Raw genomic sequence first — 21,504 nt, forward strand, 5'->3', positions numbered from 1 at the left:
TTAGCAACGTTAAACAATGAAAATTGATCTCAACCTTTTACCGGTTTTTATCGCGGTGGCAGAAGAGCGTAATTTCAGCGCTGCTGCTGTGCGCCTGGGTGTCACCCGATCGGCGATCAGCCAGGGAATAAGACGGCTTGAAGATGCATTCGGCACAATGCTGGTAATGCGTACGACTCGCTCAGTAACTCTGACGGAAGCGGGGGAGCGGCTGCGGCAATCCCTGTCATTGCCGTTATCCAGTATTGAAACGGCGTTTGAAGAGATAGCGTCGGATAATATGCCGCGAGGATGCCTTCGGATTGCAGTAACCTCGATAGCCGAAGCGTTTCTTTCCGGTCCGCTGCTCGCCTCGTTTGCGGCGGCCAACCCTGCCGTGACGGTTGATATTGTCGTGACGGATGAGGAGTTTGATATTGTGGCTGCGGGTTATGATGCTGGCGTCAGGCTTGGCGAGGTGATCGAAAAGGATATGATTGCCGTCCCGCTTACTGAAAAGCAACGTGAAATGGCAGTTGCCTCGCCCGCGTATCTCGAGGCGAACAACGCACCCACACATCCGCGTGAATTGATCCATCATCGGTGTATCGGCTGGCGTCCTGCCAAAGATGTCGTCCCTTATCGCTGGGAATTTGAGGAGGCGGGAGAGCCTTTCAGCCTGGCGATTGAACCGCAGATCACCACGAATGACCTGCGCCTGATGTTGCGGCTCGCGCTGGCTGGTGGCGGCATCACGTTTGCCACGGAAGATACGTTCAGGCCGTTTGTTGAAACCGGGCAGCTTGTCTCATTGCTGGATGATTTTCTTCCCTATTTTCCGGGTTTCTACCTCTATTTTCCGCAACGCCGCAATATGGCACCTAAGCTACGCGCCCTGGTCGACCATGTCAGGCAATGGCGGCAGCAGCATATTTAGCGCCAGCGTTTGTTTCGGTCCGCACGCTGATATTGCCCTTTTGTCATGCGCTATGTCTGTTTATGACGCTCCGAATAGGGCGGTGAGAGGGGAGTGATTCGCTTCGCTCACCGTTACTCGGCCTTTCCCTGGGCCTCGCCCCTGCGGGGCCAACGCAAGCGTTGTTCAAAACGCTCCCGGCGTTTTTGTGCGGGCAGATTCCTCGCGGGCTCGTCATCTGTCCAACTGGCTGCGCCAGTTGTCGACCCCCGGTCGGGGCTTCTCATCCCCCCAGCGGGATGCAATATGCGAAAAAAAAGCCCGCATTTACATGCGAGCTCTTCTTTGAATGATGGCGGTGAGGGGGGGATTGATTCGCTTCGCTCACCCTACGGGCAGATTCCTCGCGGGCTCGTCATCTGTCCAACTGGCTGCGCCAGTTGTCGAACCCCGGTCGGGGCTTCTCACCCCCCCGGCGGCGTGCAATATGCGAAAAAAAAGCCCGCATTTACATGCGGGCTCTTCTTTGAATGATGGCGGTGAGGGGGGGATTGATTCGCTTCGCTCACCCTACGGGCAGATTCCTCGCGGGCTCGTCATCTGTCCAACTGGCTGCGCCAGTTGTCGAACCCCGGTCGGGGCTTCTCATCCCCCCTGCGGGAGTGCGATATGCGAAAAAAAAGCCCGCATTTACATGCGAGCTCTTTTTTGAATGATGGCGGTGAGGGGGGGATTCGAACCCCCGATACGTTGCCGTATACACACTTTCCAGGCGTGCTCCTTCAGCCACTCGGACACCTCACCACATTTTATTGCTGCCAGCCAGTACTGGGGGCAACGGGGCGCTACTATAGGGAGTTGTACTGAAACGGTCAAGCAAGATTTTAAGCTTTCATTACTGTTCGCTTAAGGTGTGAGCAATGCAAGGATTTGCTGCGAAATCTGTATGCTTACCGGTTCATAAGGTAAAGCGAACAGGCACTGATGTCGGCTGGTATGACTCGTGAGTAAGTCCTGTGAATGCGTACTCAATTCTCAGGATTGTAAGACGCGATGTTTTCAATGGGCAGGTTCGATTTCACCATGCATCGGGTGAAATATTGACGCGCGAGGCGGGTCGTCTTTATTCCGGGACAGGATGCTGGACATTACAGGGACATTATGTCGCGTTTATGTCTGATGTAAGGTGGGAACCAATTGGGGCTAGCTACTTTGACCCTGACCTGAAATCCTGCCCCATTCAGAAACAGAATTCCGGCAAGGAACGTGCTCCCCTGAACGGAGATGGTACCGATGAAAAATCACCATTCACCGAAGAACAGATTGTCTTTGCCCTGAAGCAGGGTGAACTGGGTACGCGGGTATCCGAAGTCTGCGTAGGCGGGGGATTTCCGATGCCGCACTCTCTACATGGCGCAAGAAAGATGGCGGCATTTCGCCCTCAGAACTGAAGCCCTTGCGTACCTTAAAAAGGGGAAAGCTTCATCGACAATCCCCATATTTAAGACGGACAACCTAGTTTTGTTGACAGAATCGGAGTCGGTTACCAAACGGGTCGTGGACTTCCATAACGTCTCCCCAGTCTTGCTTAACAATTTCCGGGCGACCGTATCCATATTGTTTGCCGTGAAGTTCATCTCTGAGCAACGCAATATTATTCAGAGGAATAAATATCGTTGCGCCCGGACTGGCATCACCGTGATGTTCAGAAAGATGTAACTGCAACCCTTCTCTGGCAATGCCCATATACAGCGGTAAACCGGGCTCGAACCGGTGTTCAAACTCCACACTAAATGACAGAAATTCAAGATAGAACTCCTGTGCTTTGCGGACATCAAAAATTCGCAGGATGGGGATGGGGTTACTGAATTGAATTTGAGACGGTGGGATCCGCGAGGGCAACGTTGCTGCAGCTGTGTTCCAGTCTCTGAAGCCTAACTGGTGGGCAACCGTTTCGAGAGCGGTGGAATACGAAATCTTATGTTCACGCAACTCAAGCGAGGCTTTTAATTTTGCAGCCATTTGTTTGGCTTGCTCGATAGAAAACATATTTCCTCCTGCTGTCAGGAAATGGTGGTGCTCGCATTACCACGTCCCGACCATCAAGAGTTTTAACATTAATGAGGTTGAGAACTTACATGCTTTCACCTTTTCCCTTCAGGAAGCGAGCGGCGGGCAGCACGGACCCGGAATGAGAATATCCAGGCTCGTGATACACCACAAGTCTCCAGGTTCGAAAGAGAAGGGAGGCTACCAATTCAGGTAGTCACGATTAAGGGAGGCGTGATGCGATATGTACCGACTCCGCTTTTCGCGCTGAGCGAACAGGACATGCCTGTTAAAAACCGACACGTTCGCCAGAAGCTGACGGACGTTGCAGGTAGATTGATTAGCAGGGAAAGTTCAAAGTAAACAAGTTTCTCATTTGAACAAGTTTTACATGCGACTGCGTGATGGGGCGAAAGGTGATTTTTCAGTATCTGAATGGATGGTTTGAATAAAATTCAATTTTTGAACGTCCTTTTCCCTTTTGGTGGTATTTCATCTTACATACCTTTCATTAATTATCGTTGTAAACTTATGCCTTTGTAGTCCATTCGTTAGCAAAAACTCTATAATGAAATTCATCGCTTATCGATCCTTTGAAAAAATCCGCATCTTTCAACTCATTAATTTTTTTAAGTTTCAACGATTCCACTAAACCAATTGAGGCCATATTACGAGAGTCAATCAATGCGTCGATATGAGATAAATTATAATTATTGAATAAAAAATCTATTACCATCCGCACACACTGTTTTGCCACCCCTTTTTTTTGATACCGCCCAAACACATGATAAGCAATATATGCCCAGTCTTTATCAACCATAATGGTCGACTGAACATACCCAAGATACGCACCGGAATTACGATGGATAATGACCCAGTTTAGCCATACCTGGCTCTTATCCGGGGAGTAACGCTGAGATATTCTCTCATAACGCGCTGTCAATTCATCCAGGCTTGCCGGTGGGTTGGACGGTATAAATTTATAATCGTCAACAAAACATAACCCTGCATACATTTCGTTAGCATGAGATTTATCTAAGGGCTCCAGGATATATAAATCCGACATCAAAGGCTCAATTAATTTAGCGCTCACAGTGCAACCCTCATAAAATATGACATGCAGAAATTATCTTTTCGCCACAATCCGCATTTCCACAAGCGCATTTTCTGGAATGAATTCTGATACGCCAATGGCGGACCATGCCGGGTATGGCGCCTTTATATACTCATCTTTTACTTTCGAAAAAACGTCTATATGTTTTTTAAGATCAATATGAAAAGTTGTCATTTCAAGTATGTGTTCATAACTCAAACCGGCAGCATTTAAATAAACGCCAAGCTTATAAAACGCATCATGGAATTGTTCTTCAGAATGCTTACTTATCGGTTTGTCCTTGCGTGCAGCGGTAACACCTGAAAGGTACACAGTGCCATCAGCGTCGATGACGGGGGAGAAGTGCCAGTCATCGAAATAATGCTGAAATTCTTCAGGAACTATCGATTTTTTCATGATTTTTCTCAAATTGATGACTTAATTAAATGCTTACATGTGCCAAACCGTGATGCCCCGTGGTGATTCCCTTCAGGCTACTATCCAACCCGTCGCCAGAACGACCAGTAAGAGGCTTAATGCTTTCCGATACCATTACACAGAACCTGTTTCGGCAAGATATTTAGCCAGTCCCTCCATCACTTCCGGGAAGTCCGCGCTGACCCCCTCTCCGAAAGCGTTAGCCTGAGGACCCTGGGTACTGATCGCATAAATCACGGTACTCTGATCGGCACCGGATGCCTCAATACGATGTTCAACCTTGACCAGTGTGTCATCCACCCAGGTTTCATCTATGAAATATTTTCCTTCAGACACATCGGTGAGCTGGCTACGGACAACCTCTCCTTGAGGTAACGCCATTGTGAACCATGTTCCCGTACGAAATGGCCCTTCGATAGTGATCGACTTTACACCAGGGTTCCATCGTTTCCAGTTATCGGTGTCGACAAAGGCCTGCCATATTGGTTCTGGCTTGCTTTTTACCGTGAGCGTATAGCGCTTGCTCCAGGCGTTGTTTTCATTCGTAAAATTGCTCATCAGATAGCGTAAGTGAACATAGTTAATGTGTACTTATAATGGCGTAACGCCAAAAAAGCCAAACCTCATTTTTCGTTCAGGAGAGTTAATCTCGCTCAGACAGGTTTCTGAAAAGCTCATCAGTAGCCAGCAGACCAGTGAAAGGGCTGCTGAGATTTGCGGCGTAGTGGCTTTTTAAAAATTGGTTTGAATGGTTAATAAATATGAAATAAATGTCCGCTTCGTGCCAGGAGCGGACATTGAATATGTCTGTTTCTATTAAAGTAATAGGGTTGGTCATAACAAACTTAGCTTGAAAGGAGTGAACCCGCTTAGCGAACAGGGGCTCACTACCTGAACCGGGAGCATAACTGCGTGTCCGCTCTCCGTAGATAGATAAAGATAAGCGGCGTGTGGCTTAAGCATAGCGGCTTAAAAACGTCCTGACCGCTTCCTGTACCACCCGCTCGCGTTGAGTGATATTCGCTTCATCCTTAAGTCCTAACACACGAAACCACACCAGAGGCTCATTAATCATTCCTACGAACTGACGGGCTGCCAGATCCGTATCTTCCATTTTCAGATGACCGGCGGCGTTCTGCTGGGCAAGGTAACGAATGAGCGAACCCAGGGCGGGCACTTTACCTAACTCCAGATAGTTTTTGGCCAGAGAGGGAAAACGTTCGCTCTCGCGAACAATCATCCGGGCGAGTTTTATGGAGGTATCCGCTGCCCAGAAATCCGCGATGGCCAGGCCAATTTGCATCAATCCCGTTTGCGGATCGGCCATGGCTTCCTGCGTAGTAGAGAGCTGTACAACGGGTAAACGCGACCAGAAATACTCAATAGCCTTTTCGAACAACACTTCCTTCGTTGAAAACTGATTGAACAAGGTGCGGCGGGATACCCCGGCGCTCGCAGCGATGTCATCCATGCTTGCCGCGTCGTAGCCCTGCGTCAGCAGGACATTCACGGCCGAATTCAGAATTTTTTCAGCAGACGGTGTTGCCATTGTGTTTTTTTTCATCATTGTCTTTGACTTTTTATAAAATGCACTGCACTGCACAGTGCAGTGCATTGGCAGTTGCACTGTGGAGTGCAACTATAGAACTAAACAGGGGATAATCCAATAGCGCCACCGCATTTCGTCTCCTGTTGGGTTGTTCTGGTTAGAAATGGAGAGCAGTAATGAAACAGCGCATCATCGATCTTTCCGTCAGTCTGCAAAACGGCATCCCCTCCGATCCGCCGCCGTTTTTACCTTCCATCGATTACCATAACCATGCGGCAGGGGTGCTTCAGCTTGCCGCGATGTTTCCGGGGCTCAGTCCGGACGACTTGCCGGAAAAAGAGGGCTGGGCGGTGGAGTTCGTCAACATGAGCACCCACGCCGGCACTCATATGGATGCGCCATGGCACTACCATTCCCACATGAAGGATGGCGGTCGATCTCTGACCATTGATGAAATCCCCCTGAGCTGGTGTATCGGTCCGGGGGTGAAGCTCGATTTTCGCCAGTACCCCGACGGCTATGTCATTGGTCCGGCGGATCTGGATAAAGAATTCGCCCGCATCGGCCATACCCTCTCTGCGGGAGACATCGTTTTGATTAACACGGCGGCCGGCGATCGCTACGGCCATGAGGATTACCTTGAACGTGGCTGCGGCGTGGGGCGAAGCGGCACGCTTTATCTGACGCAAAAAGGCGTACGTCTGGTTGGCACCGACGCCTGGAGTTGGGATGCGCCGTTCGCTTATACCCGTGCGCGTTATCAGCAAACAGGCGATTCCTCCCTGATCTGGGAAGGACACTATGCCGGAAAAGAAACGCCCTACTGCCAGATTGAAAAACTCTCCGCGCTGGATTCATTACCGGATGACGGATTTACGGTCATCAGCCTGCCGATAAAAGTCCATCAGGCCTCGGCTGGCTGGTCCAGAACCATCGCACTGGTCGATGAATAACCCTTCACTCTCTTCATCACGCTCAAGCCGACACTGGCGAGAGATCGCCATCATTGAAAATAGAGGTGCTCCATGCATACAGAAACCCGTTCACCCATCGTCACTACCCGGCAAGGCCGGATTCAGGGTCTGCGCGAAAACGCGCTGGATATTTTCCGCGGCATCCCTTACGCCCGACCCCCGGTCGGTTCGCTACGGTTTCGCAACCCACAGCCCCTTTCTCCCTGGGAGGGGATCAGAAACGCAGTGGCTTCGGGACCGGCGTCCTTTCAGATGAACCTGAACAACACACACGCCGTCATGGCGCAGGTTAAGCGCATCGACCCCGGCGTGCCGGGCGTCCCTGCCTGGCCCGCTTACGTGGGGAAAACCTACCATCACGAAAATATCAGCGAAGACTGTCTGTACCTTGATGTCTGGGTCCCGGAGAATGCAGGCGGGAAAAAATTACCGGTCTACGTGTATTATCACGGCGGCGCCAACGCGGTCAGTTCGGGATCGTTTCATCTGGAAGACGGCGCCAATCTTGCCCGGCAGGAAAATATCATTGTCGTCCGGCCCAATTACCGTTTGGGGGCGCTGGGCTGGGTGCATTTTGGTTTAATCAGCGATGCGTTTCCCGAAGCCATCAACCTGGGTTTGAAAGATCAACTCGCCGCCTTGCAATGGGTGCATGAGAATATCGCCGCGTTCGGAGGAGATCCGGATAATGTCACTATCGGCGGCGAATCCTGCGGCGCGACCGCCGTCTCGCATCTGCTGACTTATGCGCCGGCCCGAAAATTTTTCCGTCGGGCCATCATCCAGTCATTATCTCCTTTCAATGTCTGGTGTACCCAAAATCAGGCGCAGGCGATCCGGGTGGCGGAGAAATATCTCTCCTTACTGGATATCTCGTCCCCTGAAGCGCTCGCCGACATCGATCCCGAACGCTTTCTGGCGGTGCAGAATGTCTTAACGCGCTTTTTCCATCCGGACAAAAATATCGCCTGGCGCCCTCTGGGTGGCGTGGTTGACGGCGAATGGATCCCGCAACACCCTGCTGAATATCTCTCCAGCCACGCGGCTGCCGATACGGTCAACGAGCTGATGATTGGTTTCGCCAAAGATGAATGGCAGTTTTTCCGCGGTCATACCGAAACCCTGCGTCATGGCAGCGTACAGGATGTTCTCGACGTCCTGACGCCGATTTATGGCAGTGACGGCGCTCAGCAACTGTACGAAGGGTATAAGGAACTCTATCCGGAACATCGGGAGCCGGGACATATTCTCTCCGACATTATGTCTTTTGAGTTCTTTAAGTTTTCATCATTGAAAATAGCCAGACACTTCACCCGGTTAGGTGTGCCGACCTGGCTTTTCCAGTTCAGCTACGATCTCCCTGGTTGGGGTGGAGAGCTACGGGCGGTCCACACTGGCGATATGCCGTTTTTGTGGCGTAATTACGACCCGGAGCGGCTGTCGCAATGGCCTGCATTCGATGGGATCGATATCGATGAACTCAAACACAGTGCCGGGGCCATGGGGAGCTACTATGCCGCCTTTATTCGGCATGGGGGCGAATATCTCTGGCCGAAATTTGATGAGGAAAATCAGGCCATCCTTCGTTTCGGCAAAGAGGTGCTCCCGCAGAAGCGACTGCTTGAGCAAGAGGAAAAGCTCTTTTCTGCTGTAGGCATTGATAGCGTACGCGAGCTTGAAGAAAGACTGAGTCAGCATCTGGAACAAGCGTTTAAAGAATAAAGGCCGAAAGACTGGTCATCACCAGTCTTTCCCTCAAAAAGGGGCACAATCATGGCACGTATTATCTTACCCGAAGTCGATTCCCTCACGCCTGAACAACAGGATCTCTATCAGCGTTTCCCTGCCAACCTCACTCGCGCCTTATTGCGCACCGGCGCGTGTACGGACGGCTATCTGACGCTAGGCGCCTCATTCCGACAGGGGCATCTTTGCGCCAAAGACAGAGAGTTGGTGATTTTACGGGTCGCCGCGCTCAGCCACAGCGCGTATGAGCGTATGCAGCACGTCGAAATAGCGAGACAGAGCGGCTGGCGTGAAAGCGATATCGACGCCATTGAAGATGGCGATATTCAGAAACTGGACGGTAAAACACAGGCAGTGGTCCGTTTTACCGACGAATGTGTGAATCATGTCAAAGTGACGGGCGTGGTATTTCATGCGCTCAGGTGTTATTGCAGCGAGGAGGAAATAGCCGAAATCACGCTGTTGATCGGGCATTACATGATGACGGCACGCTTCCTTGAAACGCTGGAAGTTGAACTGGATGAGAGACCGACGTCATGGGAAAAAATGGCCTAAGCATTGAAAATAAAACCGGGCATAAAACTGGATCCCGTAGGCTGTAGAGCCTGGCGGGCTTCTGGCCTACGGATAACATCGTGAAATCAACTTTGGGTTGCTGAGGCCAGCACGATAAATATCCTGAGGAGCGGACAGCGAAGCATGTCCGCTTTTCGATCACAGCGGACCTTCGGCTTAGGTAACTTGTCTGCTTCGTGCCTGGGACGGACGTGGCCAACATCATCCTTTGTTAAATAAAGGGGAGCAGGTCACTCTGACCTGCTCCCGGTTGATTATTACACGCCACTGTTAGTCCTACATCCCTGTGACCCTGAGTGTGATGCCCCGACCGCTCCCGGCCAGGAGCGGACGTTGCAAATATCACGGTTTAATTGATGGGGAGCAGGTCAACGATGAGCAATAACCCTGAATCAGCTCATTTCAACGGCAAATAGATATCCGTGAGTAATTCATGTTCCGCTACCTCATGCACAAAGTTGTGGTAATGAAAGAAAAGCGGGAAGTCGCGAAGTTCCTCTCCGCTCTCTGGCAACCAGTCCCGATACAAAGATTTAGCCAACCCGGTTAACGCATCATGCGATCCCTGATGACGTAACACCGCACAGCGACCAGCCGGAATGACGCTATTCATTACCCCGAAGCGATTGTCTTCCATAATGCGTGACGTGACGGTTCCGCAAATATGGAACTCAAATTCATCCGGCGGCGTTAGGGTTGGATCGTGTGGTGCAATACCGTATGTCTGGCTACTGGCAACCGGTGAAAAACCCGTGGTTTTTCGCCATTCAATAAAGCGAGCCGCCGTTTCGTTTATTAACTCCGGTTGTCCATAATGCGTCAGCATTGCGACTGACGTCGCGGGGAAAGTAATGATCCTGACCTGGCCTTGCATGGTTTGTCTCCTGGCTTTGTAAGGTTCGGATATGCGCTTATGCCAATCCACCCAGGGGGGCTGCTGGCGGAATTGCGTCGGTGATAGACCGAACATTTGTCTGAAAGCACGGCTAAACGATTCAGAATGCTGGAAACCGGCGTCGTACGCGATATCAGTGATTTTCTCTAACGGATTAAAAGCCAGTCGATAAGATGCGCGTTTTAAGCGCATCATCTGGATGTAACGACCAGGTGGCATTCCACAATAACTACAAAACTGGCGATGGAAATGAAATGGCGAGAAGTGAGCCACTTCACTCAGTTTTTCCAGTAATAAGACGTCATCGAGATGATGGTCAATATAATCAAAGACCTGTTTAAAGCGTCTGGCGTAACTATCAGTTTTATTATCACACATGACTTCCTCCGTGCTGCTTAATATGCTCGAAGGCGAGTCAGTTTGCCTGACCGATCTTGCCCAAAGACGCTCAAGGGAGAGCATTTCCAGGTAGCTATGTTACGAACCTTTGACCTGCTCCCATTACTCAAGACTTGCGATGTCAATATGCATGCCGAACTTCTACTGTTCGCTCAAAGCCGCCTGTTTAGCGGCTTTGCATCAACCTTTCACCCCCGCTTTCGCAGAAAGCGGAGAGTATCACCGGGCAAAAATAACCTGTCCATTTCAGGGATGCTGGCCGGTATCTTTTTTAGCCAGTCTATCAGCAGGGCAAGGATCAGCAGCGTTGACTCGGCGAGTCGGTTGGATCTCTGTTATGGGCAGTGTCAATTAATCATCTTTTACTGTACCAGGGGAGGTAAAGTCGCAGGGTTCCCCCCCAGAATATGCCGTCAACAAGCCCCGTCATACCGCCAAATAACAGACAAAAACTGGTGGCTGACCTTAGCCCTGGCTGCAGATAAAGCGCCGAGGTCAGGGTAAACTTCATACTAAACGCAATCACAATCAACCCCAGCGTCAGCGGTGTCCCACTTCTGATAACCATGCCCGGATTATCTGTATCTCTCAGCGGTGGCTGTGAGCGCCACAATCTGTATCCGAGTGCGCTGCCTGCGAGCAGCCCGGCTATCATGATGCTCAGGCTGACTCCGGGCAGTTCTGTCTCGGTGATAACGCCATAGGCTCCCCAGACAAGAAAAAGTACCGGCAGTAAAAACAACCGTCCAATTGCCATCTTTCGGTCATAAAGCGCAGCAAAACCGCGACGTAGTAAAAAAGCCAGCAGTATCCATACCCATACGGGTGTTGCTCTTAAAAAGTGTGCCATATCCATAAGTTGTCCCGGTTACGAAAGTTACTCTTTTTCTTCAGCACCGGCGAACCGCCACGCCATAAGCTTCTTCGCGACAGTCAGCGCTGTTATCGGCCACTGCAATGCCTGCGAAGATACTTACCTATGATGCTGGCAACGTACACGACACCACCATGACGGCAAGGTGACACGTCAGCGACATCTGGCAGAAACCTTCGCATCACGACGTTATCAGGAAGGGGTCGACTGCGTGATTAGAACGGGGGAGTTGAATAACTCAACGCTGGTCGCTCGTCCGCCTGGCCGGTTTCGCTGGATAATCTGTGCTTCTCCGGCGTATCTCCGGGAATACGGGATCCCGCAGTCGCCCGACGAATGGGCAGAGCATCTGGCGATTCATGACTTTTCCGGCTCAGCCAGGCGAACGAGTGAATTGCGTTTTGCGCGCGGCACAAAACGCTGTCCGTCTCTGTTAATGGCGATGCGGCTGTTAACGAAACGGGGCTCTATATAAAAATGTGTCTTGCAGGTTTCGGGCTGGCGCAGGTTGCCGAAAGTATTGTCCCGGAGCATCTGCGGGAAGGAAGGTCAATCGAGGTTCTGGCCGACTGGCAGCCGCCATCAGTACCGGTCACTTTGCTGCATCCACATCAACGCTTGCTTTCTCCCGCCGTGTGCGCATTTGCAGACTGGATAGCCGACATCATCTGATATTGCCGCTACTCTGAGCGGCCATCCTCGGATGGCCGTCGTATGCACGCTTAAACCTGGGTCATGCCACCATCAACGCAAATTTCTGCACCCGCAATATAGCGACTCTCGTCACTGGCGAGGAAAAATGCAGCGTTTGCAACTTCTTCAGGTTGGCCCATTCTGCCGAGGGGTATTGCGCTGGTTAAGCCTTTACGCACTTCCTCAGACGTTGCGGCCATCATTTCCGTGTCGACAGGACCCGGCGCAACAACGTTGACACGGATACCGCGCGCGGCGAGTTCGCGTGTCCAGGTGCGGGCAAAAGAGCGCAGTGCGGCTTTACTGGCCGAGTAGACGCCATAGCCATGTGTGCCGAGAACATCAGCAATAGAACCGATGAGAACGACACTGCTGCCGGGTTTCAGCAAAGGCAATGCTGCCTGCAGGGCAAAGACGGGGGAGCGAACATTGAGACCAAACGTCTGGTCAAAATGCTGCTCACTGACCTCTTCAAGCGGGGCGTATTCCGACATGCCAGCATTGATTATCAGGATATCTATCTGCGCTGATTTTTCGGCAACGGTCTGCATGATGCGGCTCAGTTCGTTCTTCTGACTGACATCAGCCTGCAGCGCTATAGCAGTGCCTGATATTTTGCATCTGGCGGTTTGTAGATCTTCTTCGCGTCGCGAAGTGAACCAGGTGACGGCTCCCTCGGCGGCTAAACGCTGACTGATCGCCAGCCCAATACCTTTCGCACCACCCAGTACCACAGCGACTTTTTTCTCTATTCTGCCCATCTGATTTCTCCGATTTAGGTCGAAACCAGATGATATAAATTCTATACTTAATATCAATTACGCACTTTTGCTATACCAAATATAAGTGACGATATCGCTATGCAAGAAAATCATGATAACTGCCTGATAGATCAGAGAAGTACTCGCCTGGTGTTAGAACATATCACCAATAAATGGTCGATATTAATTCTGACGGTGCTGTGTACTGAACCTTGCCGGTTCAATGAACTTCGCCGACGCCTGGACGGGATCACCCATAAGGCGCTGGCCGATGCACTGAAACGGCTGGAGCGAAACGGTTTAATTGATCGTCACGTTCTCTCCACGCACCCGGTGAGTGTGGAATACACCATTACGCCGCTGGCGCAGTCGCTACAGCAGCCTTTTTTTGCGCTGGCGAATTGGGCGAAGGAGTTTGGTCCGGCCGTGGCAGCAGCGCAGGCTGAATACGATCGTGCTCATGCGGAGCAAAATAAATGCGCAAGTCAGGTTGAGGCCTGAGCAATGCACATGATCCTCTGAATAACGCCGACAGGCTAACCCCGGGCGTGTACTCCCGGGGCCGGGATTAACCCGCTAAAAGAGAGGCTTATCACCAGGGCCAGCTGTTGTTCTCGTAATCGAGGAAGAGATGGCTTGCGGCGTTGCGGTGCTGCTCAATCACACCGATCATGCCGTTGACGCTGGTTTTTACATCAATCTCTGCATCCACGGTACCATCCAGTGTGCCCATCGTCGTCGCCACCCAGCCTGGATGCATTGACAGCACTGTCTGTGCTCCCTGGCTGATATCCATATAAATACAACGCGCCAGCATATTCAGCGCCGCTTTACTGGCCCGGTACAGCTCAAGGCCGATCCCCGGTTCGGTATTGCTGGCGATACTCCCCCGATGCGACGACATGAAAACCAGGCTTCCCGCAGGCTTAAGCATCGGCAGGAGGTGCCGGGCCAGGCGGGCAGGGCCAAACGCATTGGTCATCATGATTTGCTGGAGTTCCGCGTCAGATGCCTGCAACACGGACTGATGCAAGGGGCCGTAAATACCGGCCACCATAAAAATAACGTCAAACTGCCGCCCATTGAGCCTGCCGACAAGTGGCCCGATGTGGGCGCTTTTGGTGACATCAATAGCGCCGGTCATCAGCTTGCCGGGGTGCCGCTCTCCCAGGGCGAGCAGGGCGGAGATCCCGGCATCCGGTAAGTGGGTGGCGAAAACGTCCCAGCCCCGCTCCAGATACGCTTGTGTCAGTCCATAGCCCAGCCCTTTCTCGGCTCCGACAACTAAAATGCTTTGCGTTTTCATCATTGGCTCCTTGTTACTGTGCGGTATAACCGCCATCAGCCATTAATACCGTTCCCGTCACGAAGCTGGCTTTAGGTGAGGCAAGCCAGATAATGGCTTGCGCAATTTCTTCCGGCTGAGCCACCCGCCCGAGTGGATGCGCGTGGCCATAGCTGGCAAGCGTCGCCCGGCTGTCTTCCACGATGCCGGAAAGAATATTGGTTTCGACGACGCCGGGGGCAACGGCATTGACCCGGATGTCATATTCAGCCGCTTCCAGCGCCAGCACTTTCGTCAGTTGCGCTATTGCGCCTTTAGAGGCTGAGTAGGCGGACGTGGCTTTCATGCCCACCATGCTCACCACGGACGCCACATTGACAATCGCTCCCTGCCTGCGGGGCTGCATCACTTTCAGGCTTTCCCGGCTGAGGAGAAAATACCCTCTGGCATTAATGGTCATAATGCTGTCCCATTCTGCAACGGAGGTTTCGGTTGCGAGTTTATTCAGGGTCTTGCCCGCATTGTTGATGAGAATATCCACGCCGCCAAATTCCGCCTGCGCGAGCGTGAGTGCGCTGATGACCTCCTGTTCCTGGCTGACATCGCATATCTGTGTCACCACCTGATTGCGCTGTGCTAGGGCATGCACCGCCGGGTTGATATCGAGAGCCAGCACCTTCGCGTCATGACTGACAAGAAGGTGCACGGTGGCCCTGCCAATATCCCCTGCGGCGCCCGTGACAATAGCCACTTTGTTTTTTAATCCGAAAAAATCTGCCATTTTGATTCCTCAAATGCTGTAACGTCATCGCCTTCAGTAGCCGTTATCGTCTGGTTACGCTGTTTAATGAGTGCCACCTGGCTGGCTGCGTCTTGTATGCCGAATCTGACTGGGTTAAGAGAGGGGAGCTATGCAAAATACGCCAGGCGCGACAGACGGCAGCGAAATGTCTCCGTGCGACGCTTTCCGTTCCGGCTATAAACCAGATTGTTGATTACTATGAAATTTAATAACTTCGCCTCTTTGCTTTTGCCGCGAAAAGAATAGGAGAAGCAGAGCAATGCAACAATGAAGGTTCCTGTACAAAGATTATCTTTTTCTGTCAGAATTTGGTTCGATAACCTGATAAAGGCGAAAAAGTTTATCCTTTTGTATATTCCGGGGGCGCAGTGTCCGAACTTACCTCAAGCCTTACACGAAAAATGATCCCGGCTTTGCTGGCGCTTGCGCCTGATGAGGGCTACTCGCGCACCCGTATGACGGCGATAAAACTGTTGCGGGTCAATGAGTCGATGCCCCACACGCCCGTGCTGTATGAACCCTGTATTGTTATCGTTCTGCAGGGAAAGAAAACCGCGTTGCTGGGCGGGCAGGCGTTTACCTACGATCCCGGACATTATCTGGTGGTCTCCGCGCCGCTTCCTTTCACCAGCCAGACCACTGCCAGCCAGCAAGAGCCTCTGCTGGCGATGTCGATATCGCTCGATGTCGCCACGATTGCCGAATTACTGATCGAAATGGGCGAAGGCGAGGTAAGCGGAAATGCGCAGGCGGGAATGATGTTTTCCAGCCCGCTGGGAGAAGAACTGGCTGATACGGTGTACCGCCTTTTGCTGGCACTTTCCGATGAGGAAAAAGCCAGAATTCTGGGATCGGGTATTCTGAAAGAACTTTATTATCGTGTACTGATTGATACCCAGGGTGCCGCAATCAGAGCCGCGCTCGCCGGAAAGGGGCATTTCAGGCAAATTGCTGCCGCTATCCGCACGATGCATACCCGGTTTATGGAACCTGTTGACATTGAGAGACTGGCTAAAGACGCAGGAATGAGCGCCCCCTCTTTTCATCGCCATTTCAGAGCCTTCACCGGCACCACACCGAAACAGTATCTGATTTCCATCAGGCTGCACCAGGCGCGGTTTTTAATGGTGAAGCGCAATGTCACGGCCAGTGAAGCCGCTTTCAGGGTGGGCTACCTCAGTCCGACACAATTCAGCCGGGAATTTAGCCGGTTCTTTGGTTGCCCGCCGCAAAAGGAAGCGCAGCGCTTACGCCATTTATTAAAAGTGAAAGCCGAATCGTACTGGCCGGAATAACCGCTTTCCGGCCAGATTGTCATGGCAGTTAAAGAACGGATGAGCGCGGTTCACGCGAACATGAATGGTAAAACCGCGCGAAACATCGCGCCGTTACGAGCAGATATTTCACTCAGAATGCAGTTTCCAGTGAATCTGTGACGCAGTAATCATCATCTACCAGTGGCAAATACCGCCACTTATCGAATGCGGTACAAGGGTGTGAAATACCACACCCCACCCAGTCGCCGGGCTTTAACCTATCCTCTTGCGGCAGTAACAAATAGGCGTGCTGATCGTTCACCTCGCTGATGCGCATGCCCGACGCTGCACGAAGGGCACTGCCGTCAACGTCGCGCACCCACAGCGGATTGGGCAGATCCTGATCGAACGGCACATCACGGCGTCCGAAATCAACAAACGCCAGGCCAGGCTCAGGGCGCGACAACACCCGTCCCCAGATCTCCAGCGCGGCGGTGAAATGATGCCTCGCACCAGGCTGGGCAAAAGGCGCAATGCGCGCGTAAAGTCCGCTGTCATGCGCCATGTACGCGCCGGATCGAATCAGTGGCGTTACAGGCAGGGGCAGATTCGCGGCCGTGAAACAGGCTGATACCACGTCAAACCACGCGCCACCGCCGGCGCTGAGGATAATATGCTGGCTGGCAAATAGCTTTTTTTCGGCCAGCAGTGCCGCCGTGGCGATCAGCATCTGGCAGTAATCTTTGACGCGCTGCACGCCCGCAGCATCACGTCCGGCGCCGAGCGCGCCTTCATAGCCTGCGACACCCACCAGTTGCAGGGCAGGGCTGGCGGCAATCGCGGCGGCAATCTCCAGCGCTTCTGCGGATGAGCGGCAGCCGGTACGCCCGCCGCTGACCGACATTTCCAGCAGTACCGAAATGCGGCTGTCGCCAAGATGTTGCTCCAGCAGACGAACGCCCTGCAGCGAATCGACGTAGCACAGGAAACTATGCTCGGGATGCTGTTTTTGCCATTCGCCTATCCAGCGAATGCCAGCGGGATCGACCAGTTCATTGGCGAGAAAGACGTTACGAATGCCGAACTGGCGCAAGGCGCGAACCTGCGCGGGAGTGGCGGCACTCAATCCCCAGGCACCGCCTTCAGCGACGGCGCGGCGCAGGATCGCCGGCGACATGGACGTCTTGCCGTGTGCCGCCAGCATGACGCCTTGCTCACGACAAAACGCTGCCAGCTGACGCAGGTTATTCTCCAGGGCTGACTGCTTCATCAGCATCAGGGGGGAAAACACATCCGGGCTGTTAAAGACCTGGACACCGTTAGCCAGCGGCTGATTGCCGGACCCGGCGACCGATTTAAAACGCGGCGCAGGTTGCAGCGCATCCAGCGCGCCGTTTGCCTGCAAGGGAAAGTGAATCGACATCATGCCTCCTGTTAGTGCTCAAGCACACGCGATAAGAACTGCTGGGTGCGCGGATTCTGCGGGTTGACGAAGATCTGCTCCGGCGAACCCTGCTCGGCAATCACGCCTTGATCCATAAACACCACGCGGTCAGCGGTTTTACGCGCAAACCCCATTTCGTGGGTGACCACCACCATGGTCATCCCTTCACGCGCCAGGCTGCGCATGACCTCCATCACTTCACCAACCAGTTCGGGATCGAGTGCGGAAGTCGCTTCATCAAAAAACATAATTTTCGGCTCCACCGCCAGCGCGCGGGCAATCGCCACACGCTGCTGCTGACCGCCGGAAAGCTGGGCCGGATAATGATGCGCGCGCTCGGCCAGCCCGACGCGGGTCAGGGCTGCCATACCGCGTTCATTGGCTTCGGCCGTGGAGAGTTTCTGCGCTTTAATTAACGCCAGCGTCACGTTACCGAGCGCGGTTTTATGGGGAAACAGATTGAACTGCTGAAACACCATGCCAACGTGGCCGCAGATTTCGCTGCTGCGTTTGCGGTCGTGCAGCGGTACTTCATTCACCCAGATTTCTCCGCCATCAGCGGTTTCCAGCCCACTCATGATGCGTAACACGGTACTTTTGCCGGAACCGGATGCGCCAATCAGCACCAGCACTTCGCCGGGCGACACATCAAGGCTTATCTCTTTCAGTACCTGGGTTGAGCCAAAGGATTTGGTGATCCGGCTTAGCGTAATGGCGGATTTGCTCATGATAACTGGCTCCTGGTTTGATGATGTTGAACCCAACGGGAAAGCGGAAAGCAGACAACGAAGTAGAGCAGGGCGACCAGGCCGTAAATCACCACTGGCTGACCGATGCGATCGACAATAGCCTGGCCCTGGTGCATCAATTCCGACATGCCGATCATGCTGACAATCGAGGTATCTTTAATCAGCGAAAGATACTGACCCACCAGCGGCGGCAGCACGATGCCGCGCGTCTGCGGCAGGACCACGCTAAGAAACGTCTGCCGTTTTGACAGACCGAGGATCCATGATACTTCCCACTGGCCTTTCGGCACCGCTTCAATCCCGGCGCGGAATACTTCGGCAATGTAAGCGCCCTGATAAATGCTCAGGCCGAGGATACCGGCAGCAAACAGATTGATTTCATAGCCAAAATACGCCACGCCGAAGTAGATAAACATCAGCGTGATCAGTACCGGCGTGCCGCGAAACAGTTCGGTGTAAAACACGGCGATCTGTTTTGCGACCGGCAAACGGCTGGTGCGTAACACCGCTGCCAGTAAACCGAGCAGGGTGCTGCCAACGATAGCGGCGATGGAGAGCAGTAAGGTGATGACCAGGCCTTTCAGCAGGATTGGCAGCGAGTTGATGATAAGTTCGCTCATAGCGCATTCTCCCGTTTCACTGGGTTAATCAGCCATTTTTTTGCCCACCGCCAGCCGGGCTTTTTTACCGGTGCCACCAGCGGCGGATGGAACATCCGGCGTCCTGCCAGGTTGCCAAGCCAGGAGAACAGGTTGCTCAGCACCAGATAGACCAGCGCGACAATACTGAAGGTCTGGATGTAGAGCAGGGTGCGCGCGTTGATCACCGTTGCAGTGCCGGTCAGTTCCGGCAGCGCGATGGCGGAGAGCAGCGAGGTGCCGAGCAGTAGCTGAATCAGGTTATTGATAATGGCAGGCCACACCGCGCGTGCGGCCTGCGGCAGCACGACGCTCAGGAAGATTTGCCGGCGCGGGATCCCGAGGATATACGCCGCTTCCAGCTGGCCTTTTGCGACCGACTGAATACCGGCGCGGAAGGTTTCCGACAGATAAGCCCCCACGTTAATCCCCAGCGCCAGCACGCCTGCACTAAAGGCGCTCATGGTGATACCCAACGACGGCAGGCCAAAAAAGATAATAAAGATTTGCAACAGCACCGGGGTATTGCGGATGAACTCGACGTAGCAGTGGCTGAGCCAGCGTACCGGCGTCAGCGGCGAGGATTTTGCCAGCGCGGCCAGCAGACCGAGTGCCACCGCCAGGATAAACGCCAGCAGCGTGACCTGGAGCGTGAGCCAGGCGGCCTCCAGAAAAGTGTCGGCGTAGCGCCACAGGGTTAGCCATTGATAACTCATGGTGTGACTCCTTCAGGCGGTGCAGCATCAGCTGCTGCACCGCGGGCGAACAATCAGTATTGCGGATTCAGCGGGTAGCGCGGTTTACTGCCGAACCATTTCTCATACAGCTGCGCGTTCTGGCCGGAGGCGTTGATTTCAAACAGGAATTCGTTCAGATAGCTGGTCCACACTTGATCGCCCTGTTTCACGCCGAAGGCGTTGTACTCCAGCGGCACCAGCGCTTCGTTGGTCACGGTCAGCGACGGATCGAGTTTGGCCTGATAGGCGAGGAAGTTGTTATCTTCGATCATCGCATCAGCTTGTCCCTGTTTCACCGCCAGAATCGCCGCCTGGGATGAGTCGTACTCCTGAATTTTTACGTCGATGCCGAGATTGCGCACTTCGTCGCCATTGGTGGACCCTTTCACCGTGGCGATGGTTTTTCCAGCCATATCATGTGCGGACTGAATGCCGCTGTTTTTGCGCACCAGCATGGCTTCACTCGCCACGACATACGGGTTGGTGAAACCGATCTCTTTGGCGCGCTCCAGATTACGGGTGAAGTTACAGAACACCACGTCGACTTTATTGGTTTGCAGGTTAGGGATGCGGTTGGCGCTGGTGGTGTTGACCATCTCCAGTTTGACGCCCATCTCTTTCGCCAGCGCTTTGGCCAGATCGACGTCATATCCATCCGGGTTGCCGTCTTTATCGTAAAAACCAAACGGGGCAAAGCTCAGGCAGTCACCCACGCGCAGGGTACCGCGCTGCAGGACGCTTTGCAGTGCAGACTGCGGCGCCGCACCCGCCTCTTTTTTCTCTTCGGTTGGCGTACAGCCCGCGACAGCCAGCAATACCAGCGCGCTGGCCAGTGCTGTGGCACTTAATTTCAGCGATGTCGTTGCATTCATTTTTTATGCTCTCTTTTAATGTTTGACGAGACGGCGTAATACCGTGTCACCCGCGATAAGTCAGGCGATCGCCCGCGCAGCGGCGGCGCTGATTATTTCGGGATATTCTGGTGAAAAACAAAAGCATTAATTAATAACAGGCGGCCCTGGTGTCGGCGAAGAAAAAAATAAAAACGCGCAGCCTGTTTTAACGGTTTTAATTATTTACGGTCGGCACGAAAACATTTCATGTCTACTTCCACTTTGCAGTCGACCACTAAATCCTGCACGCTACAAATTCGCGCTGGCGGATTATCATGAAATATCTCACTGAATACTTTATTAAATGAACTGAAATAGCGCGCGTCGGTTAATACCGCCGTGACGTGCACGACATCCTCTACACGATAACCTGCTTCGCGCATGATGGTGAGGCAGTTATCGAACGCCAGTTGCGTCTGTTCGATGATGCCACCTTCCACCACTTCGCCCTCGCGCATCGGTGTCTGACCCGAGATATATAGCCAGCCATCGGCCTCAACGGCCCGTGCGAACGGCAGTTTCTGCCCGCCCGTACCGGTGCCGCCTTCAATGCCATAACGCTTAATCGTCATGCAACGCTGCTCCTTTTGGTTCTGAGAATACCTGTTGATACCGCTTGAATGCTGTCTGATATATCAGACTGTTATCTGCAATATCGGATAGAGCAAGATTTGCACAGGTTTTTTGCTTTTGCAATATATCGGGAGGATTTTAATTTCTTATGATGTCGTTGCGATCGCAAAATAAAAAAGTAATGT

Annotated in this window: 22 protein-coding genes, 1 tRNA gene and 2 pseudogenes; 8 read left to right on the top strand and 17 right to left on the bottom strand. The window is 52.8% G+C overall.

Going from position 1 to position 21,504, the window contains the following annotated elements:
• The first annotated feature begins 16 nt into the window (after positions 1-16).
• Positions 17-916: a LysR family transcriptional regulator gene (locus tag IP581_RS08315; protein ID WP_193822248.1), complete on the top strand. Its 900-nt coding sequence runs from the start codon at positions 17-19 to the stop codon at positions 914-916.
• Positions 917-1,611: 695 nt separating this feature from the next.
• Here IP581_RS08315 and IP581_RS08320 read toward each other — a convergent pair.
• Positions 1,612-1,699 (bottom strand) — tRNA-Ser (locus IP581_RS08320).
• Between the two features lie 470 nt (positions 1,700-2,169).
• Here IP581_RS08320 and IP581_RS23870 point away from each other — a divergent pair.
• A pseudogene (locus IP581_RS23870) lies at positions 2,170-2,366 on the top strand (transposase); the annotation flags it as partial.
• 44 nt (positions 2,367-2,410) lie between these two features.
• Here the strand turns inward: IP581_RS23870 and IP581_RS08325 are convergent.
• The 5 genes from IP581_RS08325 to IP581_RS08345 all read right to left on the bottom strand — a co-directional run bounded on the left by IP581_RS08325 (position 2,411) and on the right by IP581_RS08345 (position 6,042).
• Positions 2,411-2,944, bottom strand: a complete 534-nt coding sequence (locus IP581_RS08325; RefSeq protein ID WP_086869901.1) for a glyoxalase superfamily protein — start codon at positions 2,942-2,944, stop codon at positions 2,411-2,413.
• 529 nt (positions 2,945-3,473) lie between these two features.
• Positions 3,474-4,037, bottom strand: coding sequence for a GNAT family N-acetyltransferase (locus tag IP581_RS08330; RefSeq protein WP_228007828.1), 564 nt, complete (start codon positions 4,035-4,037; stop codon positions 3,474-3,476).
• A 33-nt stretch (positions 4,038-4,070) separates the two neighbouring features.
• Positions 4,071-4,454, bottom strand: a complete 384-nt coding sequence (locus tag IP581_RS08335) for a Rid family hydrolase (protein ID WP_193822249.1) — start codon at positions 4,452-4,454, stop codon at positions 4,071-4,073.
• A 135-nt stretch (positions 4,455-4,589) separates the two neighbouring features.
• Positions 4,590-5,033, bottom strand: a complete 444-nt coding sequence (locus IP581_RS08340; protein WP_193822250.1) for an SRPBCC family protein — start codon at positions 5,031-5,033, stop codon at positions 4,590-4,592.
• A 397-nt stretch (positions 5,034-5,430) separates the two neighbouring features.
• Positions 5,431-6,042 (bottom strand): TetR/AcrR family transcriptional regulator, encoded by a 612-nt coding sequence (locus IP581_RS08345; protein ID WP_193822251.1) that lies wholly within the window; start codon positions 6,040-6,042, stop codon positions 5,431-5,433.
• 158 nt (positions 6,043-6,200) lie between these two features.
• On the opposite strand from IP581_RS08345, the gene IP581_RS08350 reads away from it, so the two are divergent.
• The 3 genes from IP581_RS08350 to IP581_RS08360 all read left to right on the top strand — a co-directional run bounded on the left by IP581_RS08350 (position 6,201) and on the right by IP581_RS08360 (position 9,299).
• Positions 6,201-6,977: a cyclase family protein gene (locus IP581_RS08350; protein WP_193822252.1), complete on the top strand. Its 777-nt coding sequence runs from the start codon at positions 6,201-6,203 to the stop codon at positions 6,975-6,977.
• 72 nt (positions 6,978-7,049) lie between these two features.
• Positions 7,050-8,720, top strand: a complete 1,671-nt coding sequence (locus IP581_RS08355) for a carboxylesterase/lipase family protein (RefSeq protein WP_193822253.1) — start codon at positions 7,050-7,052, stop codon at positions 8,718-8,720.
• Between the two features lie 51 nt (positions 8,721-8,771).
• A complete protein-coding gene (locus tag IP581_RS08360; RefSeq protein ID WP_193822254.1) occupies positions 8,772-9,299 on the top strand; it encodes a carboxymuconolactone decarboxylase family protein in 528 nt (175 codons plus the stop codon).
• Positions 9,300-9,717: 418 nt separating this feature from the next.
• Here IP581_RS08360 and IP581_RS08365 read toward each other — a convergent pair whose 3' ends face one another.
• Positions 9,718-10,593, bottom strand: a complete 876-nt coding sequence (locus IP581_RS08365) for an AraC family transcriptional regulator (RefSeq protein WP_097400139.1) — start codon at positions 10,591-10,593, stop codon at positions 9,718-9,720.
• Between the two features lie 376 nt (positions 10,594-10,969).
• Positions 10,970-11,470: a DUF6622 family protein gene (locus tag IP581_RS08370; protein WP_193822255.1), complete on the bottom strand. Its 501-nt coding sequence runs from the start codon at positions 11,468-11,470 to the stop codon at positions 10,970-10,972.
• Between the two features lie 211 nt (positions 11,471-11,681).
• Between IP581_RS08370 and IP581_RS08375 the strand changes: the two are divergent.
• Positions 11,682-12,160, top strand: a pseudogene (locus IP581_RS08375) (LysR substrate-binding domain-containing protein); the annotation flags it as partial.
• Between the two features lie 50 nt (positions 12,161-12,210).
• Here the strand turns inward: IP581_RS08375 and IP581_RS08380 are convergent.
• Positions 12,211-12,942, bottom strand: a complete 732-nt coding sequence (locus IP581_RS08380) for an SDR family NAD(P)-dependent oxidoreductase (RefSeq protein WP_193822256.1) — start codon at positions 12,940-12,942, stop codon at positions 12,211-12,213.
• Positions 12,943-13,041: 99 nt separating this feature from the next.
• On the opposite strand from IP581_RS08380, the gene IP581_RS08385 reads away from it, so the two are divergent.
• Complete coding sequence (locus tag IP581_RS08385) at positions 13,042-13,443, top strand: winged helix-turn-helix transcriptional regulator (protein ID WP_193822257.1); 402 nt, start codon at positions 13,042-13,044, stop codon at positions 13,441-13,443.
• Positions 13,444-13,534: 91 nt separating this feature from the next.
• Here IP581_RS08385 and IP581_RS08390 read toward each other — a convergent pair whose 3' ends face one another.
• Positions 13,535-14,248, bottom strand: a complete 714-nt coding sequence (locus tag IP581_RS08390) for an SDR family oxidoreductase (protein ID WP_193822258.1) — start codon at positions 14,246-14,248, stop codon at positions 13,535-13,537.
• A gap of 13 nt (positions 14,249-14,261) precedes the next feature.
• Positions 14,262-15,008, bottom strand: a complete 747-nt coding sequence (locus IP581_RS08395) for an SDR family NAD(P)-dependent oxidoreductase (protein ID WP_193822259.1) — start codon at positions 15,006-15,008, stop codon at positions 14,262-14,264.
• Positions 15,009-15,397: 389 nt separating this feature from the next.
• Here IP581_RS08395 and IP581_RS08400 point away from each other — a divergent pair, with 389 nt between their 5' ends.
• Complete coding sequence (locus tag IP581_RS08400; RefSeq protein WP_228007829.1) at positions 15,398-16,324, top strand: AraC family transcriptional regulator; 927 nt, start codon at positions 15,398-15,400, stop codon at positions 16,322-16,324.
• Between the two features lie 112 nt (positions 16,325-16,436).
• Here IP581_RS08400 and IP581_RS08405 read toward each other — a convergent pair whose 3' ends face one another.
• The 6 genes from IP581_RS08405 to IP581_RS08430 form a co-directional block, all read right to left on the bottom strand.
• Complete coding sequence (locus IP581_RS08405) at positions 16,437-17,708, bottom strand: alanine racemase (RefSeq protein WP_193822260.1); 1,272 nt, start codon at positions 17,706-17,708, stop codon at positions 16,437-16,439.
• 11 nt (positions 17,709-17,719) lie between these two features.
• On the bottom strand, positions 17,720-18,457 hold the full coding sequence (locus IP581_RS08410; RefSeq protein ID WP_086869878.1) for an amino acid ABC transporter ATP-binding protein: 738 nt from the start codon (positions 18,455-18,457) through the stop codon (positions 17,720-17,722).
• Positions 18,454-19,098, bottom strand: coding sequence for an amino acid ABC transporter permease (locus IP581_RS08415; RefSeq protein ID WP_193822261.1), 645 nt, complete (start codon positions 19,096-19,098; stop codon positions 18,454-18,456). The genes IP581_RS08410 and IP581_RS08415 overlap by 4 nt, the downstream gene beginning before the upstream one ends.
• A complete protein-coding gene (locus IP581_RS08420) occupies positions 19,095-19,832 on the bottom strand; it encodes an amino acid ABC transporter permease (protein ID WP_193822262.1) in 738 nt (245 codons plus the stop codon). Before IP581_RS08420 ends, IP581_RS08415 begins: the two co-directional genes overlap by 4 nt.
• 53 nt (positions 19,833-19,885) lie before the next feature.
• Positions 19,886-20,725, bottom strand: coding sequence for an ABC transporter substrate-binding protein (locus IP581_RS08425; protein WP_097400129.1), 840 nt, complete (start codon positions 20,723-20,725; stop codon positions 19,886-19,888).
• Between the two features lie 200 nt (positions 20,726-20,925).
• Positions 20,926-21,318: a RidA family protein gene (locus tag IP581_RS08430; protein WP_086869871.1), complete on the bottom strand. Its 393-nt coding sequence runs from the start codon at positions 21,316-21,318 to the stop codon at positions 20,926-20,928.
• Positions 21,319-21,504 lie beyond the last annotated feature (186 nt).

Origin of the sequence: Kosakonia pseudosacchari, from assembly GCF_015167415.1 — a bacterium.
GTDB classification, from domain to species: domain Bacteria; phylum Pseudomonadota; class Gammaproteobacteria; order Enterobacterales; family Enterobacteriaceae; genus Kosakonia; species Kosakonia pseudosacchari.